Below are 18,870 nucleotides of genomic sequence, written 5' to 3' on the forward strand. Positions count from 1 at the left end.
TTCAGCGCGCGCTGCCAACCCGCTCAAGACGGCTGTGGATTTCCCGGCGCTGCTGGCGGCGGTCCGTCACATTCTCGATGACGTAACTCGGCTCATGCGTGCCGATATCGTTGCGGCGCACGATGACATATTCACCGGCACCGACATTTCCGGGCCCCGAAGGCAGCAGACGGACATGCTGGCCGACAGTGTAGGGATGCGGGTGCGCCATGGGATGGTCTTTCAGTTCCGGGAGAAAACACGAAAGGGCACCCCTGCCTGATGCCGGGGTGCCCTTCGAACCTCTTCTGCCCGGCATAATGCCGGGCAGAATGATAACGGGCCGGTCGCTTACGCGTCGGCGAGGTTGGCAGCAGAGGATTTGCCGCTGCGCTGGTCAGCCTGGATGTCGAAAGACAGCTTCTGCCCTTCGCTCAGCGTCTGCATGCCGGCGCGCTCGACGGCGGAAGCGTGAACGAACACGTCCGGGCCGCCGGAATCCTGCACGATGAAGCCGAAACCCTTCTGGGAATTGAAAAACTTGACGGTACCAGTGGCCATGAGAAGCCTCCTTAACAAACGCAATTAACGCGCAAAATGAACACCATCTTGCACGGATTCAAATTCAGCGATGCCAAGAAAAAGCCTCAAAGGGCCAATTGGTGACAAACTATATTCGAACATCTCTCCTATATAATTTTTTCAACATTTTTACAAATAAAAACGGATTTATTTTTGATTGCGTGGGTATTTTTCTCGGATTTACCGCATTAAATCTGACACTTGGTCGAACTTTATATCCCGTCAATTCCGCACCGCGCCCCATAGGTCCGGGACCTCTGCGACACCCGCGCCCGCAGCCCCTGCCCCTTGTAAAAAGGACATGCAGCCGGTCGGCATTACGGTATCGTCCCGGGTGAGCCACCGCCGGAAGGGAGCCTTGTATGAGCCTCGATTTCCTGATCACCACGCTGATCGTCGTCATCTCGCCGGGCACCGGTGTGCTCTTCACCATGGCGGCAGGGCTGACGCGCGGGGCGCGGGCCAGCATCGTGGCCGCTTTCGGCTGCACGCTCGGCATCGTGCCGCATATGGCGGCCGCCATCTTCGGCCTGGCGGCGCTACTCCATGCCAGCGCCCTCGCCTTCCAGACGCTGAAGGTGCTGGGCGTGATCTATCTGCTTTATATGGCGTGGATGACGCTGAAGGAAAAAGGCGCACTTTCGGTCGAGACCAGCGAGGCGGACAAGGCGCCGCGCCCGGCCCTGCAGGTCATCACCTCGGCCATCCTCGTCAATATCCTCAACCCCAAGCTCTCGATCTTCTTCTTCGCCTTCCTGCCGCAGTTTGTCCAGGTGGGAGAGGCAAGCCCGCTGCCGCGCATGACCGAGCTCAGCGCCGTCTTCATGGCGCTCACCTTCATCGTCTTTTGCGGTTACGGCCTCTTTGCCGCCTCCATTCGCCGCCACATCATCTCCCGCCCGCGCGTGCTCACCTGGATGCGCCGCACTTTTGCCGGCGCCTTCGTGGCGCTGGGGGCGAAGCTGGCGGTGACGAGCCGGTAGCCGACGCCATGAAGGATCATGCCGTATAGTTAAACAAGCCCCCCAAACTTCCGGGCCATTATGAAATTCAACATCCGGCCTTCGGTGGGTTTTGATCAAATCGACTTCGGCACGCCCGTCGCGGAAGTTCGCGCGCGAATGGGCACCACCTTCGAAAGTTTCAAACGCACCCCGGAGCAAGCCTTTCCGGCAGACTATTTTCCGGAGGACGGGGCCTTTCTCTATTACGACGCACAAGGCCAGCTGGAGGCAGTTGAGCTCGCATCCCCCGCACAGGCAAGGATCGGAGAACACGATCTTCTGGCGCTCACTTTCAAGGAAAGTCTGGCCTGCCTGAAACGGCTCGACCCTGATACTGTCGCCGACAACAGCGGAGCGAACGCGCCCGCTCTTGGTATCGGGCTCTGGTCCCCGTTGTGCAGAGGGGATGAGGCCGCTCCGGTCGAAGCGGTCATCATTTTCCGTAAAGGTTATTACGGCAGATAAATCCCCGGCTCAGCCCACCCCGAGATACTCGACGATCGTCTTCTCGTCATTCGCCAGCTCTGCGCTTGGCGCCTGATGCACGACGAGGCCGCGCTCCAGGATGATGGCGTCGTCGGTGAAGGGCAGGATGAGCTGGGCGCTCTGCTCCACGAGGATGACGGCCATGCCCTCATCCGCGATCAGGCGGCCGATGATCGCCATCAGCTCTTCCACGATGATCGGGGCGAGGCCTTCCAGCGGCTCGTCCAGCAACAGAAGGCGCGGGTTCAGCATCAGCGCACGGCCCATGGCCAGCATCTGCTGCTCGCCGCCCGACAGCTGGTTGCCCATGTTGGCCTTGCGCTCGGCAAGGCGCGGAAAGGTGCGGTAGACGCGCTGAAGGTCCCAGCCGGTTCCTGCCCCGCCGCGCGGCGGGCGGGAGACGCTGGTGAGGTTTTCTTCCACCGTCAGGGAGGCGAAGATGTTGCGCTCCTGCGGCACCCAGCCGATACCGGCAGCCGCCCGGCGATAACCGGGAAGACGCGTCATGTCCTGCCCGTCAAAAACCAGCTTGCCGCCCATCAGGTCGGTCGCGCCAACGATGGTGTTGATAAGCGTGGTCTTGCCGGTGCCATTGCGGCCGAGCAATGCGAGCGAACGCCCGGCTTCCAGCTCCAGCGAGATGCCGCCCAGCACCTCCGCCTCGCCATAACCGGCGCGCACGCCTTCCAGCGTCAGAAGAGCCGTCATATCTCAGGCCCCCTTGCGCGCATGGGCTGCGGTGGCGGTGGCATGGGCGCCGCCCAGATAAACCTCGCGCACCAGCGGACTTGCCGCCACTTCCTCGGGTGTGCCTTCCATGGCAAGCGCCCCGGAGACCAGCACCGAAATACGCTCGGCAAAGCGGAAGACCATTTCCATATCGTGCTCGATCAGAACCAGCGTCACGTCACGTGGAAGTTCACTGATGGTTTCAAGGATTTCATCGCGTTCGCCATGCGGCACGCCGGCTGCCGGCTCGTCCAGCAGCAGCACCTGCGGCTGGCAGGCAAGCGCCAGCGCCACCTCCAGCAGCCGGCGCTTGCCATAGGCAAGGGTCGAGGTGCGCTCCGCCATCACGCTGCCAAGGCCAAGCCGCTCCAGGAGGGCCACCGCCTCGTCGCAGGCTTCCCTCTGGCGGGTAACCGGCTGCCACCAGCGCATGAGATTGCCGCGCCGCTGCATGATCGCCATCACCAGCGTTTCCAGCGGTGTCAGCTCGGCATAGAGCTGGTTGATCTGGAAGGTGCGGGCAAGGCCGCGCTGCACCCGCTGCTGGGCACTGGCCGTCGTCACATCCTCGCCAGCCAGCAAAATGCGCCCGGCCGAGGGTTTCAGCACACCCGTCAGCAGGTTGATGAGAGTGGTCTTGCCGGCGCCATTGGGGCCGATCAGCGCATGGCGCGCACCGCGTGGCAGGGTGAGCGACACATTGTCGGTGGCGGTGATGCCGTTGAAGTGCTTCACCAGCCCTTCCGCAGCAAGTGCGGTCGATCCGGCAACTCCCGGGGAAGCGATGGCGTTCATGCTGCGCCTCCCTTGCGGCCGGGGTGACGGGAGCGGGCAAACCGCGCCGCGACCCTCAGGTAAAGTCCGCGCACGCCCTCGCGGGAGGAGAGCACCAGTACCACCAGCAGGATGCCGAGCCAGAACTGCCAGTATTGCGGCGTAAGGTCGGAGAGCAGGTCATGCATCAGCTTGAACAGCACCGCCCCGATGAGCCCGCCATAGAGATATCCGCTGCCGCCGATCAGCAGCACCAGCAGCACCTCGGCGGAGCGCTGGAACTCCAGCACGTCGAGCGAGGCAAACTGCGTCGTCTGCGCCAAAAGGCCGCCGGCAACACCGGCATAGGCCGCGCCGATGGTGTAGGCCGTCACCAGATTGAGGTTCACCGGCGCGCCGATGGCGGCCATGCGCAGCGAATTGCCCTTGATGCCGCGCAGCGTCAGCCCGAAGACCGAACTGGCAAGATAACGTGCCAGGCAGAAGAGCACGAACAGCACGCCCACCGCATACCAGTAGGCGGTCACGCCAAAGATATCGAACTCGAAGACACCGAAGACGGGACCGATCATCACGCCGGTGAGGCCGTCCGCACCGCCGGTGAGCCAGCCCAGACGGTTGGCAGCTTCCGCCAGCATGAGCGACACGCCCAGCGTGACCATCAGGCGCGTCAGGTCATTGCCGCGCAGCACGAGAAAGCTGGTGATAAAACCGACGGCGCCGGCAACCAGCGCGGCAATAGCCAGGCCTGAGAGCGGCTCCGTCCAGCCATATTTGCCCAGAATGCCGGCCGTATAGGCACCAAGGCCGAAGAAGGCGGCATGGCCGAGCGACACGATACCGGCAAAACCCAGCAGGATGTCGAGTGAGAGGGCAAAGAGACCAAGGATGGCGATCTCGCTGAGCAGCGCCAGCCGGTCCGGGAAGAGGAAATAACCGGCAATCGGCATGAGCCAGAAGGCGATTTCCGCCGGGCGCAGGCGGCGGGCCGCCACCAGCGAGGCATGGGCGGCCGCGCGCGAGGCGAGGCCGGTTTCGCTCACGGCGCTCATCGGGTCGCTCTCCGCCCCATAAGGCCTTCGGGCCGGATCATCAGGATAACCACCATGACTGTGTAGATGACGAAGGCGCCGACCTGCGGCACGTAATATTTACCCGCTACATCGGCGACGCCGATGATAAGGGCGGCGATGAAGGGGCCGACCATCGAGCGCGTGCCGCCCACCGTCACCACGATCAGGAAATAGATCATGTATTTGATCGGGAAGACGGGATCGACACCCAGCAGATCAAGGCCGAGCGCCCCGCCAAGCCCGGCAAGGCCGGAGCCGAAGGCAAAGGTGCCGGCGAAGATGCGCGAGACATTGATGCCGAGCCCGCCCGCCACCCGCGCGTCATCCACCGCGGCGCGCAGCTGGCTGCCGATGCGGGTGCGGGAGACGAAGAGCTGCAGCGCGATGGTGATGAGGCCGCACAGGATGATGAGAAAGAGCCGGTAGACGCCGATGCGGGCGCCGAACACCTCAAACTGGCCGCGCAGGAAATCCGGCAGGGTGATGAGGCGCTGCTGCGCCCCGAAGAAATAATCCATCGTGGACATCGCCACGAAGGCAAGGCCGATGGAGAACAGCACCTGGTCGAGATGGCTCTTGCGATAGAGCCGCACATAGAGCGTGCGCTCCAGCACCAGCCCCAGCACGGCGGCAATCAGGAAAGCAACCGGCAGGCAGGCCAGGAACGGAACGCCCGCCTCGTTCATCAGCTGGGCCGTCGCATACCCGCCGATCATGGCGAAGGCGCCATGGGCAAGGTTTACGAAGTTCATCATCCCCAGCGTGACCGACAGGCCGCAGGAGAGAATGAAAAGCAGCATGCCATAGGCGACGCCGTCAAAAAGAACCGTCAGCATCGTCTCTCACATCTGGATAAAAAAGCGGCGGGAGCCGGGGTGGCCCCCGCCGCTCATCATGGGGAACTATAGCTTATTTCTTGGCGGCCTTGACCGGATCCTTGACCTCGGGGATGCGGTCGAACTCGACATTGTAGAGCTCGCCATCGGCAAGGCGCTTCACCTCGCGGATATAGACATCCTGGATCACGTCGCGGGTATCCGGGTCGATGGAGATCATGCCGCGCGGGCTCTCCCAGCTCATGCCCTTCATGGCTTCCACAAGCTTGGTGCCGTCCTTGTCGCCACCGGTCTTTTCCAGCGCGGCATACAGCGCATGCATGCCGTCATAACCGCCCACACCCATGAAGGTCGGGCGGATACCGCCGCTCACCTTCTTGAAGGCCGGCACGAAGTCCTTGTTCATCGCGCTGTCATGCGCGGCGGAATAATGGTGGGAGGTGATGAGGCCGAGCGCCACATCGCCGGTCTGGTTCAGGTTTTCGTCATCCAGCACGTCGCCGGTAGCGATCAGCTTGATGCCGGCCTGGGCAAGGCCGCGATCGACATACTGCTTCATGAAAGCCGAGCCGAGGCCGGTCGGCACGAAGGCGAACAGGGCATCCGGCTTGTTGGCCAGCACACGCTGCATGAAGGGGGCGAAATCCGGGTTGGCGAGCGGAACGGCCAGCTCTTCCACCACTTCGCCGCCATTGGCGCTAAAGACTTCCTTGAAGGTCTTGGCGGCGTCATGGCCGGGGCCGTAGTCGCTTACCAGCGTCACCGCCTTCTTGACGCCGTTCTTGGCCGCCCACTGGGCGATACCGAGCGTCACCTGCGGCAGGGTAAAGCTGGTGCGCACGATATAGGGCGACTGCTCGGTGATGATGGCGGTAGCCGCCGCCATCACGACCATCGGCTTCTTGGCCTGGGTGGCGAGCGGTGCCGAAGCCAGGGCAAGCGGCGTCAGGCCGAAACCGGCGAGCGCATCCACCTTGTCCTTCACCAGCATTTCCTGCGCGATGCGCTTGGAGACATCGGGCGTTCCAGTGTCGTCCTGGATGATGACCTGCACCTTGTGCCCGGCCACCGTATCGCCGTGCTGCTGCATGAACAGCTTGACGCCATTTTCGACCTGGCGGCCGATGGAGGCGAAGGGGCCCGTCAACGGCACGATGAGGCCGATCTTGAAGGTATCTTCCGCATGCGCCGTCGTGGACAGCAGCATGGTTGCAGCAAGGGCGCCCAGCGCCCGGACGAGGGATTTGCGCATCCGTCAGTTTCCTCCCAGTTAAGCCGGCCGGTGTTCCGGCCTCTTTCTACGGCACCTGTCCGGCCCGTCACGACTGCCACAAGGCAAAGTCTGCGGGCCATGATAAAAGCGTCACCGTGCGGGATTTCCCGCCTTGTCTTTCTTTGTCGACAAAAGCATGAAAGTGCGGCCCGCACTTGTCAAGAAATGTTCGAAATTTGAAACTTTGTTCGTTATGCGAACAAAACATATGCCGGCACACTATCTCGTGCCTCGGGATTCAGGAACAAAAAGGCCGCCCTTTTTGCAGGGCGGCCTCCTCGTTTCACAACTTTGCCAGATACAGGACTAGAGGGCGCGGACGGACCCGATGAACTCGCGCACTTCGCTGTTGAGCGTCGAGGATTGCTTGCTGAGATCGCCGGCCGCGTGCAGCACCTGATCAGCCGCACTGCCGGTTTCCTCCGCCGCGCTGCTGACGCCGCCGATATTGTCCGACACCGCGCGCGTCCGGTCGGAAGCGCGCTGTACGGCGCGCACGATCTCCTGCATGGCAGCGCTCTGCTCCTCCACCGCCGCGGCAATGGTCGCGGAGATTTCGCTCACCTGGCCGATGACGGCCGAGATGCCACCGATGGCCTTGACCGACTGGGTCGTCGCCGTCTGGATTTCGGTGATGCGGGCGCCAATCTCGCCGGTGGCGTTAGCCGTCTGGGTCGCGAGGTTCTTCACCTCGCTCGCCACCACGGCAAAGCCCTTGCCAGCCTCACCGGCCCGCGCCGCCTCGATGGTGGCGTTGAGTGCCAGCAGATTGGTCTGGCCGGCGATATCGGCAATCAGCTTCACCACATCGCCAATCGCCTGCGCGGAGACGGAAAGGCCTTCCACGCTTTCGTTGGTTGCCTTGGCCTCCGTCACCGCCCGGCTGGCGATCTCGGTTGCCTGCGTCACCTGACGGCTGATTTCTGCGATAGCGGAAGACATCTGCTCGGCCGCGCTCGCTGCCGTCTGCACGTTGCTGGAGGTCTCCTCCGCCGCCTCGGCAACGGTATGAGACTGGTTGTTGGTTCGTTCGGCAATCGCGGACATCGACTGGGCCGAGGCCTGCAGTTCATTGGCCGCGGCCGAAAGTACCATCGACATGTCGCCGGCCGATTTCTCGAAACGGGCAATCAGCTCGTCAAGCGCCCGGGCACGCTGCAGCTTCACCTCGGCCTCGGCGGCGCGGGCCGTCTGTTCCTCGCGCTGCTGTTGCAAGGCGCGCTTGAAGCTCTCCAGCGTGCCGGCCATCTCGCCGATCTCGTCCTGGCGGTCGGTAAAGGGAATGGCAGCCTCTAGGTCGCCGCCTGAAATGCTGCGCATCTTGCCCGAAAGCTCGGTGATCGGGCCTGTCACACGGCGGCGGATCAGCCAGAAAGCCAGTATGCCGACAAGGATCGCCACCAGCAGGATGGCACCGCGCATCACGGCGCCGGTTACCGCCTGCGTTCCGGCGTCGGTGGTAATGCTCACGGCAAGGTCGAGCGCGGTAGTGGCGACGCCCACCATGTCGCTCAGCACCTTTTCACGAGCAACCAGCCAGTCATCCCCGCTCACCGGCGACGGCTGCCCGGCACTGACGGCACTTAATGCCTGCTCACGGATGCTCACCAGCTTGTCGTTATAGCTGGCCTTCACAACTGCGGCGGCCGCAAGCAGCGCGGGATCGATGCCCGGACGCGCCAGCAACCCGAGCACGCTGTTCCAGCCGGCATCGGCCTGGCCGCGCAGCGTGTACATCTTGTCGCGGTTTTCCGGGGAAAGTTTGCCGGACTTGATGGCGTTCAGCACGATGGTGCTCTCAAGGCCCACACCGTCGCGCGCCATATAGGCGCTGTCCTTCACCTGGATCATCTCGGCGAGCTGCGGATCGATCAGGCGGATGCGGTTGCCGATGGCGCGGGACACCTTCTCCAGCTGGTCGACCAGCGCGGTATTGGTCTTCTGCCATTCATCGGCAAGGCCGGCCCTGCGCGAGGCCAAAGGCTGCTTGAAGGCTGTATCTACTTCCGCCCGCAGTGCATCCAGCTTGGTGATCGTGTCCGAAAGGGTGGCGGCGGTCACATCCGAGGCACATTCGATCTCCTCGCATTCCCTGGCGAGCGCTGCCGCTGCCGGGCGCGAGCGCGTGCGCGCGTCGTTGATGGAGGAGAGCAGCGCGCTGCTGGGCAACTCGTCCGCTTTCAGCGCTCCCGTCACAGGGCTGCGCTCAAGCCGTGTATTCTGGAGAGCAACAAAGGTATCGCGTAGCGCAAGCGCACCCTTCCGGGCCTCATCGGCATCCGACACCATTCCCGCTGCGCGCCAGATACCGTTAAGAGCCAGTCCCAGCGCAAGTAATACCAGTACGCTGAAGAGGCCGGTCAAAAGCGATGAAATACGCAGCCTGGCAAACACGGTAGCCATCGACGAAATCCTCCCCCTTTTGGTGTCGAAGGCATCGTCTTTTCCGGCGCCTTCAATAACGGGTTGTGCCCGAGGGAGAATGATAACGGTTTATGGCAAATATCCATGTCGCTGATGGTCAGCATACATAAGGATAGGGTTAGGTCTAAGGCGGTAGCCGAGAGAGCTATTTTGACCAGTGATGGCCGGATAGTTCAGGTCATGCAGCTGGTGATTGCATCCACTCACCATGAGGTGGAGAGGCGCCTCGCGCACTTACTGCTCTGGCGGCGGGGCGAGCAGTCGGACGAGCGTATCCGCCAGCCCTTGCCTGAGGGAAGGCGAGGCACCGGCAGCAAGGCCGGCAAGCAGGGCTGCCGACGTGGCGGCAAGCGGTTGCTGGCGGGCGAGATCGGCCACCATGGCAAGGGTTTCTGCCGGATCGATTGTACTGGTTTTTGCGGGTCCGGGCGCCTTTTCAGCCGGCTGGCGGCGGGTAGCCGCCAGCACAGCGCAGGCAGCCCCGATCAGGGCCAGGAACCCGGCGACAAGGAGCAGCGCCTGATCCGGCGTCATCACCGCCAACAGCCGGTGGTAAAGCCAGATGAGCGCCAGCACGAGGGCGGCCAGCAGGGCAGCGCCGGCCGCCAGCCCGAAGGCCAGCGACCAGGCGATCTCCTTGAGCGGCATCCTGACAAGCAGGGGCAGCTTCATGGCGCTTAATGCCGGTCGAGCAGCTTGCCGATGACGAAGCCGGTGCCCAGCGCGATCAGCACCGAGCTTAACGGGTGCTGGCCGATCTGGTTCTCGACTTCACCGACCGCGGCCTTGCCGCTACGAGCGACAGCGGCAGCTGCCTGGGCACTGGCAGCACGGGCACGTTCGGCAAGGATCGCGGCCTGGTCCTTCAGATGATCGGCGCCGTTCTGGGCATTGGCCGAAGCATCATGGCTGATGGCCTTCATCAGCTTCTGCACATCACCCGAGAGGGTAGAGAGGTCCTTGCGCAGGGCGGCGATGCTGTCTTCGGTCTGGGCGGCCTGGGCCATTTCTCATGTCTCCTTCTGCTTGAGGCATCTGGATCATGAAACGTGGATTTACCCGCCCCGGTTCCCGGCTTGTGCAGCCGGCTTCACGCTTCAGCGTCGATCCTGCCTTATATAGGCAAGGCCGAGACTGCGCGGCTCGGCGTCTTTGCGCCGACCGCCAAGCGCCGCCAGCACCAGTACGAGGATGGTGAGCAGGTAAGGCAATGTAGAGAGCAGATAGGTCGGCACCTGCGCCCCAAGGGCGAGAAGGCGCGGCAGGGCGGCATCCGCACCGCCGAAGATCACGGCCCCCAGAATGGCCCGGGCCGGGTTCCAGCGCGCAAAGATAACGAGTGCGAGCGCTATCCATCCGCGCCCGTTCACCATGCCCTCCACCCACACGTTGCTGGAGACGATGGAAAGATAGGCTCCGGCAAGCCCGCACAGCGCGCCGCACGCAAGGACGGCGCCGGCCTGATACAGCTGGACATCGACACCGGCCACATCGGCCGTTGCCGGATCCTCGCCAACCGCTCGCAGCTTGAGGCCCGTTCGTGTTGCCCGCAGCCCCCACCAGAGCAGCAGCACCAGGGCAAGGCCGAGATAGGCCAGCAGGTCCTGCCGGAAAAGGAGCCCCCCCACCAGCGGCAGGTCTGCGAGGGCGCCGGGGTCAAGCCGCGGTAAACCCGTGAAGGTCTTGTGCAGATAAGGCCGGCCGATCACGGCAGTAATGCCGCCGCCAAGCGCCACAGTGGCAAGGCCGGCCAGAATCTGGTCGGCACGGAAGACGACCGTTGCAATGGCAAAAAGGCCCGCCAGCGCCGCCCCCGCAAGGATTGCCGCCCCCACGCCAATCCAGGGGTTGCCGGCTGTCAGCGTCACCACGGCGCCCGTCATGGCGCCCATCGCCATATAACCTTCCGCGCCCATATTGAGCACACCCGCCCGCTCGGAAAGGATGAGGCCGACAGCAGCCAGCAGCAGCGGCATGGCAAAGGCGGGCAGGCTCGTCAGCCAGCCGGTGAGGAACAGCTCCATCAGGCGGCCTCCCCTTCGGCGTCTTCGACCGTCGCCGGCCGCCGCGCAAACTCGATGCGGTAGGCGCTGAAGAACTGGCCGATCAGCACGCACATCAGCACCGCCCCCTCCACCAGCACCACCACGCCGTCGGAGACCGAATAGAACACCTTGAGCGTGCCGCCGGCATTGTAGATGCCGGCTATGGCAAGGGCCGCCACGATGGTGGCGAGTGCGTTGAAGCGGGCGAGGAAGGCGATGACGATACCGCTGAAGGTCATGTTGATGCCGATGAACTGGGTCAGGCGATGTTCGGTGCCCGCCACGATCACCCCGCCGGCAAGGCCGGAAAGCGCCCCGGAGAGCAGCACGAAAAGCACAACCGTGGCCGCCACCGGAATGCCCGCCGCCCTGGCCGCCACGGGATTGAGGCCGATGGCATTGGCATGAAAACCGGCGCGCGTGCGCTCCATCAGCACCCAGAGGGCAAGGCCGGCGATGAGCGCGATAAGAATGCCGGCATGCACATCCCCCCAGCCCAACCCCGGCAGCGTTGCCGCATCATCGAAACGCGGGGAGATCGGGAAACTGCCGGAGGGATCCTGCCATGCGCCGAACAGCAGATGCTGCATGATCAGATAGGCGACGTTGGAGAGCATCAGCGTCAGCACGATCTCGCTGACACCAAGGCGCAGCTTCAGGAGCAGCGGCAGTGCGATCCAGCAGGCGCCGGCAATGCAGGCTGCCAGCATCATCAGCGGCAGGCGCAGCGGCTCCGGCCCGATATGAAAGAGCGCCACACCGGCAGCGGCAATCGCCCCCATCCAGAGCTGCCCCTCAATGCCGATGTTCCAGAAGCGGATGCGGCTTGCAACCGCGCTGGAAAGGCCGGCCAGCAGCAGCGGCGTTGCCAGCACCACGGTCTGCGCCAGCCCGTCGGAGGTCAGGAATACCTGCACCACCAGCTCGTCGAGCAGATCATCCGCCGGCACGCCGGCCGCAACCAGTGTCACCGCGCCGATGAAGATGCCAACAGCAAGTCCGCCGAGAAAGGAGAGCATGGCAAGGCCGGGCCCCGCGGCCTGACGGCGCTGGAGCGTCATGCCGCCGATCAGCGGCAGGGCCGCCAGAAAGCCGGCCATCCGGACACGATCAAGCTTGGCCAAGGATCAACGCCCCTATCTGGCTGGCGCTGGCGCCGGCCGGTAACTCGCCGACCATCCGGCCGGCACTCATGACAAGGATGCGGCTGGCAAGAGCCCGCACCTCTTCCACATCCTCACTGATCAGCAGGCAGGCCGCACCGCCCGCCACCGCCTTGCGGATGGCGGCATGCACGAAGGCGCAGGCCTTGACGTCCAGCCCGCGTGTGGGCGAATGCGCCACCAGCAATTTCACCCCGCTGCCGCTTTCTTCCAGCTCCCGGGCCAGCAGCAATTTCTGCGCGTTGCCGCCGGAGAGCAGGCGCGCCCGCCGCGCCGGCGTGGCGCCGGCAATGGCAAATGCCTCAATCGCCTGCTCCGCCTCGCGTTTCATCCGGCGGCGCCCGACCAGCCAGCTGCCGAGCCGGCTGCGATAGCGCCCGGTGCGCACGCGCGTCAGCGCCAGATTATCCGCAACACTCAGCTCACCGATCAGGGCGCTGGCAAAGCGGTCGGATGGCACCACACGCAGGCCGAGATCGCGCCGTCTGGCGACGGAAAACTCTCCAAGCTCCCAGCCATCCAGCGTCAGATGTCCGCCGGCAACCGGCAGCAACCCGACGATGGCCTCGGCAAGGGCCTGCTGCCCGTTGCCACCCACCCCGGCCACGCCCAGAATTTCGCCGGCTTTCAGCGTGAAGCCCACATCGCTGACGCCGACACTGCCCTGCCCGCCACCGGCATAAAGGGCACTGACGATCAGCCGTTCTTCGCCCGGCTTTGCGATGGTTATCGGGGCAGCCGCTTCTATCACCCCGGCTTCCGCGGCCTCGGCCGGGCTCGTCTCTTCCCCCATCATCAACCGGCCGAGATCGCCGGCGCTGAGCGTGCCGACCGGCGCGCCGGAAATAACGGTACGGCCAGCCCGCATGATGGTCACGCGGTCGCTGTGGCCAGCCACTTCGCGCAGCTTGTGGGTGATCATCACCACCGCCCGCCCCTGCGCCGCAATCTTGCGGATGGCCAGAAGCAGGGCGCCGGCCTCCTGATCCGTCAGCACCGCCGTCGGCTCGTCGAGAATGACGATGCGGGCGCCCAGTGCCAGCACCTTCAGGATTTCCACCCGCTGGCGTTCGGCAACCGAAAGCTCGCCGACGATGGCCGCCGGATCGACGGCAAGGCCCACTGCCTTGCCGGCTTCCATCGCCGCCCGGGCCGCCTCCCCGGCATTGGCGAAGAGACCGAGCTGGCCGGAGGCCAGCAGCACATTTTCCGCGACCGTAAACCGGTCCACGAGGCGGAAATGCTGATGCACCATGCCGATGCCGGCTTTCAACGCGTCCTTCGGACCCCGGATGCCGGCTGGCGCACCATCGATCAGATAGCGCCCGCCCTCCGGTGCATAAACGCCGGTCACGATGTTCATCAGGGTGGATTTGCCGGCGCCGTTTTCCCCCAGCAGCGCATGGATTTCGCCGCGCTTCAGGTCGAAGGCGGCGCGGTCGAGCACACGCACGCCATCGAAGCTGCGCGATACACCGGAAAGGGCGAGCAGCGGGGCCGTTTGCGGCCCCGCTGTTCCCATGATTTCAGAAGCTGTCACGGGATATCTGGCCTTACTGGGCAGCCGGCACCGTACCGATGGAGCCTTCCACCAGATAATCCATGTTCCACAGGCCTTCATCGTCGATGGTCTGGCCTTCCGGCACGGCAATCGAGCCATCCTGCTTCTTCACCGGGCCGGTATAGGGCGAGAAGGTGCCCGCCACCATTTCGGCCTCGGTCTTCTCTATCTTCGCCTTCACTTCGGCGGGGATCTTGGCGGAGAGCGGGGAGAGGCTCACCACATGCTGGTCCATGCCGACGAGCGCGCCATATTCCTGCGGCTCCCAGGTGCCGGCAATAATGTTCTTGATGGTCGGGATCAGGTAGTTCTGCCACTGGAACAGAACGGAGGTGAGATGCCCGTTGGGCGCCGCCGCCGACTGGTCAAGCTGGAAACCGACGGACCAGGCGCCGCGCTTTTCAGCCGCCGTGTAGGGGGCGGTGGAAGACAGGTTGTTGGCAATCACGTCCGCACCCTGGTCGAGCATGGCCTCCGCCACCTGCCCTTCCTTGACCGGATCCCACCAGGAGTTGGTGTAGATCACGATGGTTTCGGCGCTGGGGTCGATGGAGCGCGCACCGAGCGTAAAGGCGTTGATGTCCCAGTTGACGACGCCGGCCGGGAAGCCCGCCAGCATGCCGAGCTTGTGGCTCTTGGTCACGCCGCCGGCGGCCATGCCCGCCAGATACCAGCCCTGATAGGTGCGGGCGTAGAAGCTCTCCAGGTTCTTGTCGTTGGTGATCTGCGAGGCACCGAGGAAAGCGACATCCGGATATTTCTTGGCGGCTTCCAGCGCACCGTCGGAATAACCGTAGCTGGTGGTCACGATGATGTTGAAGCCGCGCTTCACATAAAGATCGATGGCGTTCATGACCGCCGTCGTCTCTTCCGGAATGCTCTCGGAGACGGCGATCTTCACGCCCAGTTCCTTCTCGACATCCTGGCGGGCATTGTCGATGGCCTCGTTCCAGCCACCGTCGCGGGCGGTCGCGGCATAGATGAAGGCGATCTTCGGCTTGCCCTTGAGCGTAAAGGCCTCGGCCTCGGAAGAAGCACCGGCAAAGGAGAGCGCGGCAGCGCCGGCGAGCATCATGCCCATGACGCTGCGCCGCATGATCCTGGTCATCGAAAGACGGCTCATCTTGAAAACCCCCTGTTTTCTGGCTGAAACGGAATGCCGGGAGGCGCCGGAAACGGACAGGGGCGGCTCTTGTGCGCGCCCTGCCGGTTTCCGGCCCTCACGGGATCAATGGGTGGACGCGGCCTCTTCGCCGGACGGCTTCTTGAGATAGGCGAAGGTGTCGTTGAAGCGCGAATTGATGTAGTCGCCGGCGGTAATCGCCGGATACTGCGCCGGGCGCTCCGGCCCCTGGCAGGTCTCGAACACCTCGATCAGCGTCTGCGAATTCGGGCCGAAGAAGAACGGGATGGAATAACGCTCCCTGCCGGAGCGGTTGATCGCCCGATGCACGGTGGAGGCGAAGTAGTTGTTGGTCCAGCGGGCCATCATGTCACCGACATTGACGACAAAGGTGCCGGGGATCGGCGTGGCGTTGATCCACTGGCCGGCACTGTTCAGCACCTGCAGCGCCTGCACATCCTGCTGCTGGGCAAGGATGGTAAAACACTCATAGTCGGAATGGGCACCGATGCCGATCTGGCGATCATCGACCGGCCCATGCTGGCTTGGATAGTGCAGCACGCGCAGCTGCGCCGTCGGCTTGGTGATCAGCGGCGCGAAGAAATTCTCGTCGATCTCCAGCGCCAGCGCGAAGGCGCGGAAAATACGCTCGCCGAAAGCGCGCACCTCACCATAATAGCGGTCCATCGCTTCATGGAAGCCCGGCAGTCCTTCCGGCCACTGGTTCGGGCCATAACCGAACACGCCCGCCTTGTAGTCGGCATCGTCGGTGGAGACCTCCAGCGCCATGTCGAAGGCTTCGTGCAGGTCACCGCGGGCGGTGGGGTCGGTGTTTTCTTCCAGCAGGGGCACATAACCACGATGGTGGTTGGACTTGCTGATATGGATTGCCTGCTTGGTCTCCATCGGCAGGGCAAAAAAGCGCCGCGCCGCCTCGAAGGTACCGCCCAGTGCCGCGTCGCTCACGCCATGGTTCCTGGCATAGAAAAAGCCAACCCTGGTGCAGGCGTCCCGCACGGCGGCGCCTACGGCGCGGCGGGCTTCCTCGTCCCCGTTCAGCATCGGGCCGAAATCGATCACCGGAATTTCAGTGAAGGGAATGTCCGCACCGGTAAGACCGGAAGCGACGAACTGGCGCGGGCCATTGCCCGTATGGATGACTGACATTGCTGGAGGTACCTGAAGTGGGGGCAGTGACCTCCGGAGTCTGTCTGGAAACCCCTGAGGCTGGCTTCAAACTCGCAAGCCACATGCCATGCCCGGCTTCAGGCAATGATGCCATCGCCCCTGCGGGCTACGCCCTTCTGTGCAGGGTTCATTTCCCGCCGTCACCCCGCCCAGCCCGAATGCAACTGCTTAATTTTCATTCACTTTTTTTGCAGCCCGCCGCGCCATGGACGTTGGGGGCACCGGGCTACACATCAAGTTATGAACAAAGCCCTAAAATCGAGGCGAAAGGCCGATATATAAAATTTTAGCCAAATTTATTTTTTATCTTGCGCAACTGAGGCAACTTGCCACAGTTATCGGAAAGCCATGAAGGCTTTGGCGGTCCTCAGGGGTGGATACGCCAACCATCGCAAGAAGCGAGGAACCGGAAATGATTTCCGTTGGCACCAACACCGCTGCGCTGACCGCCAAGCGCAATCTCGACATCAACAGCAACAATTCCTCATCGTCGATCGCCCGCATGTCCTCGGGCACGCGCATCAACAAGCCGATGGACGACGCGGCCTCGCTCTCCATCAGCAACAAGATGCGCTCGACGATCTCGTCGCTCGGGCAGGCTGCGCGCAACGCCTCGCAGGGTGCATCCCTGCTGCAGGTGGCCGCTGGCGGTCTCTCCAACATCTCCGACATGCTGGATCGCATGAAGGTGCTGGCGACCCAGGTCGTCAACGACACCCTGGGCGCTTCCGAAGTTTCCTACGCCCAGCAGGAATTTGGCCTGCTGATGGACCAGATCGACAGCACAGCCAGCCAGACCCGCTTCAACGGCACCTCGCTGCTCACCGGCGGCTCGGGCCAGGTTGAATATTCGCACAACAACAAGTCCGCCTCCGGCCTCAATTCCGCAGCCGGTGCTTTTGCCGGCACGCTGAACTCGGCCGCTTCCTCCGGCTATGTGCAACACGTCTTTGGCGCCTCCAATACCGTCGGTGCCACCGTCGACAAGGGTGTGGTCAGCCTCGCCATCGATGGGGAGACCTTCACCGGTTCCTCCAACGTCCAGGCCAGCGGCGTGCTGGTACTCACCAGCACCACCAATGCCGGCAACAAGATCGCCTTCGACATCGGCTCGTCTGTCGCCAATATCGACACCGACAGCGAGATGCAGACCCAGATCAACAATCTGCTGGGTAATTCGACCCTCCAGGTCGGTTACGCGGAAGGCATCTCTTTCTCAGCTCCTCTCGGCACCAACTTCGTCGGCTTCAACACCGGCTCACCGCTCAATCTTGATGCCTCCAGCGGCGTGGTCCAGGGCAGGTCGGTTGCCGGCGATATCACCGTTACCGGCGGCCCCAGCGACTATACGGTCGAAATCGTATTGCGGGACACCAACACGCTGGTACCGACCGATACTTTCCGCGCCTCCAGCATTACCGTCACCGATGGCGGCGTGCTGAAGCTCACCAGCACCACCAACCCCGGCAATGTCCTGGCACTGAACTATGGCTCGTCGGCCTCCAGCTTCATGAGCGACGCCGCCTCCTTTGCCATCGGTATCGACCTCATTACCAGCGCCGGCACCATTGCCATCGGCAATGAAGAAACCGCCTACGGGCTGAGTTCGGCGGCAGGCGGTTTTACCGGCGCCATCAACCACACCAACACCGTGGGTTTCATCGACGGTATCGCAAGCGGTGTCACGGTCACGAAGAACGGCTCCGCCTTCGACGTCAATCTCGTCGTCGGCAGCCAGACCTTCCAGGCCAAGGGCTTCTCCGCCACCAACAATGGCCAGCTGAACCTCATCAGCACCACCGATCAGGCGAACGTCATCTCGCTCAATCTAAGCACGGGCGCGGCGACTGCCCTCGACACGCTGCCGGAACTGCAGGTCAGCCTGCAGCGCCTGCTCGGTCTCGACCCCACCTCCGGTGCAAACCCGGCACGCTTCCAGTCCGCTTCCGCCAATAACGATGACTATAATGGCTTCGAAATGGGCGTGAACCAGACCATCAAGGCGTCCGCAACCACCCAGCCCGGCACCTACGCCCTGTCCTATGACGCCGACGACAAGACCTTCAAGCTGACGGACGGCGTCACCGTCCTGACCGCCAAGCTCGAGAAGGATGGCGATCAGACGGTCCAGTTCTCCAATGGTCTGTCACTGACCCTCGGGTCCAGCGGCAACACCTTCGACTGGAGCAAGGACATGACCCAGATGGTGTTCAATGTCGGCGAAGGCAGCGGCCAGAACTTCGTGTTCCAGGTCTCTGAAATCGCGGGCGACGATCTCACCGTCAACATGACCGCCGCGACCGTCGATGCCCTCGGCCTTACCGGCATGAACATCAACACCAAGGATGATGCCCGCAAGGCCAGCATCGCCCTGGACAGCGCGCTCAACACCGTCAACACCGGGCTTGCCAACATCGGTGCCCAGCAGAGCCGGTTCGAGTTCATCCAGGCCAACATCTCGACCCAGGTGGAGAACTCCTCGGCAGCCCGCGGCACCTTCTATGATGTCGACATGGCTTCCGAAATGATCTCCTTCACCAAGTCCCAGACCCTGATGCAGGCCGGCGTCTCAATGCTGGCACAGGCCAACCAGATGCCGCAGCAGCTCCTGCGTCTCATCGGCTAAGCCC

Annotated in this window: 18 protein-coding genes; 3 read left to right on the plus strand and 15 right to left on the minus strand. The window is 63.4% G+C overall.

Annotation, left to right across the window (positions count from 1 at the left end; translation table 11 throughout):
* Position 1: 1 nt before the first annotated feature.
* Complete coding sequence (locus QTL98_RS22980) at positions 2-211, minus strand: hypothetical protein (protein ID WP_445682470.1); 210 nt, start codon at positions 209-211, stop codon at positions 2-4.
* Between the two features lie 119 nt (positions 212-330).
* Complete coding sequence (locus QTL98_RS22985; RefSeq protein WP_445682471.1) at positions 331-540, minus strand: cold-shock protein; 210 nt, start codon at positions 538-540, stop codon at positions 331-333.
* A gap of 383 nt (positions 541-923) precedes the next feature.
* Between QTL98_RS22985 and QTL98_RS22990 the strand changes: the two genes are divergently transcribed.
* Both QTL98_RS22990 and QTL98_RS22995 read left to right on the plus strand, forming a co-directional pair.
* Entirely contained in the window at positions 924-1,544 is a 621-nt protein-coding gene (locus QTL98_RS22990; RefSeq protein WP_445682472.1) for a LysE family translocator, read from the plus strand.
* A gap of 60 nt (positions 1,545-1,604) precedes the next feature.
* Entirely contained in the window at positions 1,605-2,030 is a 426-nt protein-coding gene (locus QTL98_RS22995) for a hypothetical protein (protein ID WP_445682473.1), read from the plus strand.
* 9 nt (positions 2,031-2,039) lie between these two features.
* Here QTL98_RS22995 and QTL98_RS23000 read toward each other — a convergent pair whose 3' ends face one another.
* The 13 genes from QTL98_RS23000 to QTL98_RS23060 form a co-directional block, all read right to left on the minus strand.
* On the minus strand, positions 2,040-2,759 hold the full coding sequence (locus QTL98_RS23000) for an ABC transporter ATP-binding protein (protein WP_445682474.1): 720 nt from the start codon (positions 2,757-2,759) through the stop codon (positions 2,040-2,042).
* A gap of 3 nt (positions 2,760-2,762) precedes the next feature.
* Complete coding sequence (locus tag QTL98_RS23005; RefSeq protein WP_445682475.1) at positions 2,763-3,575, minus strand: ABC transporter ATP-binding protein; 813 nt, start codon at positions 3,573-3,575, stop codon at positions 2,763-2,765.
* The gene (locus QTL98_RS23010; RefSeq protein WP_445682476.1) at positions 3,572-4,606 is read right to left on the minus strand and encodes a branched-chain amino acid ABC transporter permease; all 1,035 of its coding nucleotides are present in this window, start codon (positions 4,604-4,606) and stop codon (positions 3,572-3,574) included. The genes QTL98_RS23005 and QTL98_RS23010 overlap by 4 nt, the downstream gene beginning before the upstream one ends.
* Positions 4,603-5,463: a branched-chain amino acid ABC transporter permease gene (locus tag QTL98_RS23015; RefSeq protein WP_445682477.1), complete on the minus strand. Its 861-nt coding sequence runs from the start codon at positions 5,461-5,463 to the stop codon at positions 4,603-4,605. The genes QTL98_RS23010 and QTL98_RS23015 overlap by 4 nt, the downstream gene beginning before the upstream one ends.
* Before the next feature lie 73 nt (positions 5,464-5,536).
* The gene (locus QTL98_RS23020; protein WP_445682478.1) at positions 5,537-6,715 is read right to left on the minus strand and encodes an ABC transporter substrate-binding protein; all 1,179 of its coding nucleotides are present in this window, start codon (positions 6,713-6,715) and stop codon (positions 5,537-5,539) included.
* A gap of 327 nt (positions 6,716-7,042) precedes the next feature.
* Complete coding sequence (locus QTL98_RS23025) at positions 7,043-9,139, minus strand: methyl-accepting chemotaxis protein (protein WP_445682479.1); 2,097 nt, start codon at positions 9,137-9,139, stop codon at positions 7,043-7,045.
* A gap of 255 nt (positions 9,140-9,394) precedes the next feature.
* Positions 9,395-9,832 carry a hypothetical protein gene (locus tag QTL98_RS23030; RefSeq protein ID WP_445682480.1) on the minus strand — a complete coding sequence of 146 codons (438 nt, stop codon included), beginning with the start codon at positions 9,830-9,832 and terminating at the stop codon, positions 9,395-9,397.
* 5 nt (positions 9,833-9,837) lie between these two features.
* On the minus strand, positions 9,838-10,167 hold the full coding sequence (locus QTL98_RS23035) for an ElaB/YgaM/YqjD family protein (RefSeq protein WP_445682481.1): 330 nt from the start codon (positions 10,165-10,167) through the stop codon (positions 9,838-9,840).
* Between the two features lie 90 nt (positions 10,168-10,257).
* Positions 10,258-11,184, minus strand: a complete 927-nt coding sequence (locus QTL98_RS23040) for an ABC transporter permease (RefSeq protein ID WP_445682482.1) — start codon at positions 11,182-11,184, stop codon at positions 10,258-10,260.
* Positions 11,184-12,329 (minus strand): ABC transporter permease, encoded by a 1,146-nt coding sequence (locus QTL98_RS23045; RefSeq protein WP_445682483.1) that lies wholly within the window; start codon positions 12,327-12,329, stop codon positions 11,184-11,186. The genes QTL98_RS23040 and QTL98_RS23045 overlap by 1 nt, the downstream gene beginning before the upstream one ends.
* Positions 12,316-13,908 carry an ABC transporter ATP-binding protein gene (locus tag QTL98_RS23050; RefSeq protein ID WP_445682484.1) on the minus strand — a complete coding sequence of 531 codons (1,593 nt, stop codon included), beginning with the start codon at positions 13,906-13,908 and terminating at the stop codon, positions 12,316-12,318. Before QTL98_RS23050 ends, QTL98_RS23045 begins: the two co-directional genes overlap by 14 nt.
* 13 nt (positions 13,909-13,921) lie before the next feature.
* A complete protein-coding gene (locus QTL98_RS23055) occupies positions 13,922-15,052 on the minus strand; it encodes a BMP family ABC transporter substrate-binding protein (protein ID WP_445682485.1) in 1,131 nt (376 codons plus the stop codon).
* 105 nt (positions 15,053-15,157) lie between these two features.
* A complete protein-coding gene (locus QTL98_RS23060) occupies positions 15,158-16,219 on the minus strand; it encodes an isopenicillin N synthase family dioxygenase (protein WP_445682486.1) in 1,062 nt (353 codons plus the stop codon).
* 433 nt (positions 16,220-16,652) lie between these two features.
* On the opposite strand from QTL98_RS23060, the gene QTL98_RS23065 reads away from it, so the two are divergent.
* On the plus strand, positions 16,653-18,866 hold the full coding sequence (locus QTL98_RS23065) for a flagellin N-terminal helical domain-containing protein (RefSeq protein ID WP_445682487.1): 2,214 nt from the start codon (positions 16,653-16,655) through the stop codon (positions 18,864-18,866).
* The last annotated feature ends 4 nt before the right edge of the window (positions 18,867-18,870 follow it).

The sequence above is a fragment of the Radicibacter daui genome (assembly GCA_030657355.1).
Taxonomy (GTDB): Bacteria; Pseudomonadota; Alphaproteobacteria; order Radicibacterales; family Radicibacteraceae; genus Radicibacter; species Radicibacter daui.

Excerpts from the sequence above, each read along its gene's own strand:
- QTL98_RS23035 (WP_445682481.1), bottom strand. The coding sequence starts at position 10,167 with ATGGCCCAGGCCGCCCAGACCGAAGACAGCATCGCCGCCCTGCGCAAG.
- QTL98_RS23005 (WP_445682475.1), bottom strand. The coding sequence starts at position 3,575 with ATGAACGCCATCGCTTCCCCGGGAGTTGCCGGATCGACCGCACTTGCT.
- QTL98_RS23015 (WP_445682477.1), bottom strand. The coding sequence starts at position 5,463 with ATGCTGACGGTTCTTTTTGACGGCGTCGCCTATGGCATGCTGCTTTTC.
- QTL98_RS22990 (WP_445682472.1), top strand. The coding sequence starts at position 924 with ATGAGCCTCGATTTCCTGATCACCACGCTGATCGTCGTCATCTCGCCG.
- QTL98_RS23000 (WP_445682474.1), bottom strand. The coding sequence starts at position 2,759 with ATGACGGCTCTTCTGACGCTGGAAGGCGTGCGCGCCGGTTATGGCGAG.
- QTL98_RS23040 (WP_445682482.1), bottom strand. The coding sequence starts at position 11,184 with ATGGAGCTGTTCCTCACCGGCTGGCTGACGAGCCTGCCCGCCTTTGCC.
- QTL98_RS23060 (WP_445682486.1), bottom strand. The coding sequence starts at position 16,219 with ATGTCAGTCATCCATACGGGCAATGGCCCGCGCCAGTTCGTCGCTTCC.
- QTL98_RS23020 (WP_445682478.1), bottom strand. The coding sequence starts at position 6,715 with ATGCGCAAATCCCTCGTCCGGGCGCTGGGCGCCCTTGCTGCAACCATG.
- QTL98_RS23065 (WP_445682487.1), top strand. The coding sequence starts at position 16,653 with ATGATTTCCGTTGGCACCAACACCGCTGCGCTGACCGCCAAGCGCAAT.
- QTL98_RS22995 (WP_445682473.1), top strand. The coding sequence starts at position 1,605 with ATGAAATTCAACATCCGGCCTTCGGTGGGTTTTGATCAAATCGACTTC.
- QTL98_RS23025 (WP_445682479.1), bottom strand. The coding sequence starts at position 9,139 with ATGGCTACCGTGTTTGCCAGGCTGCGTATTTCATCGCTTTTGACCGGC.
- QTL98_RS22980 (WP_445682470.1), bottom strand. The coding sequence starts at position 211 with ATGGCGCACCCGCATCCCTACACTGTCGGCCAGCATGTCCGTCTGCTG.
- QTL98_RS23030 (WP_445682480.1), bottom strand. The coding sequence starts at position 9,832 with ATGAAGCTGCCCCTGCTTGTCAGGATGCCGCTCAAGGAGATCGCCTGG.
- QTL98_RS22985 (WP_445682471.1), bottom strand. The coding sequence starts at position 540 with ATGGCCACTGGTACCGTCAAGTTTTTCAATTCCCAGAAGGGTTTCGGC.
- QTL98_RS23010 (WP_445682476.1), bottom strand. The coding sequence starts at position 4,606 with ATGAGCGCCGTGAGCGAAACCGGCCTCGCCTCGCGCGCGGCCGCCCAT.
- QTL98_RS23055 (WP_445682485.1), bottom strand. The coding sequence starts at position 15,052 with ATGAGCCGTCTTTCGATGACCAGGATCATGCGGCGCAGCGTCATGGGC.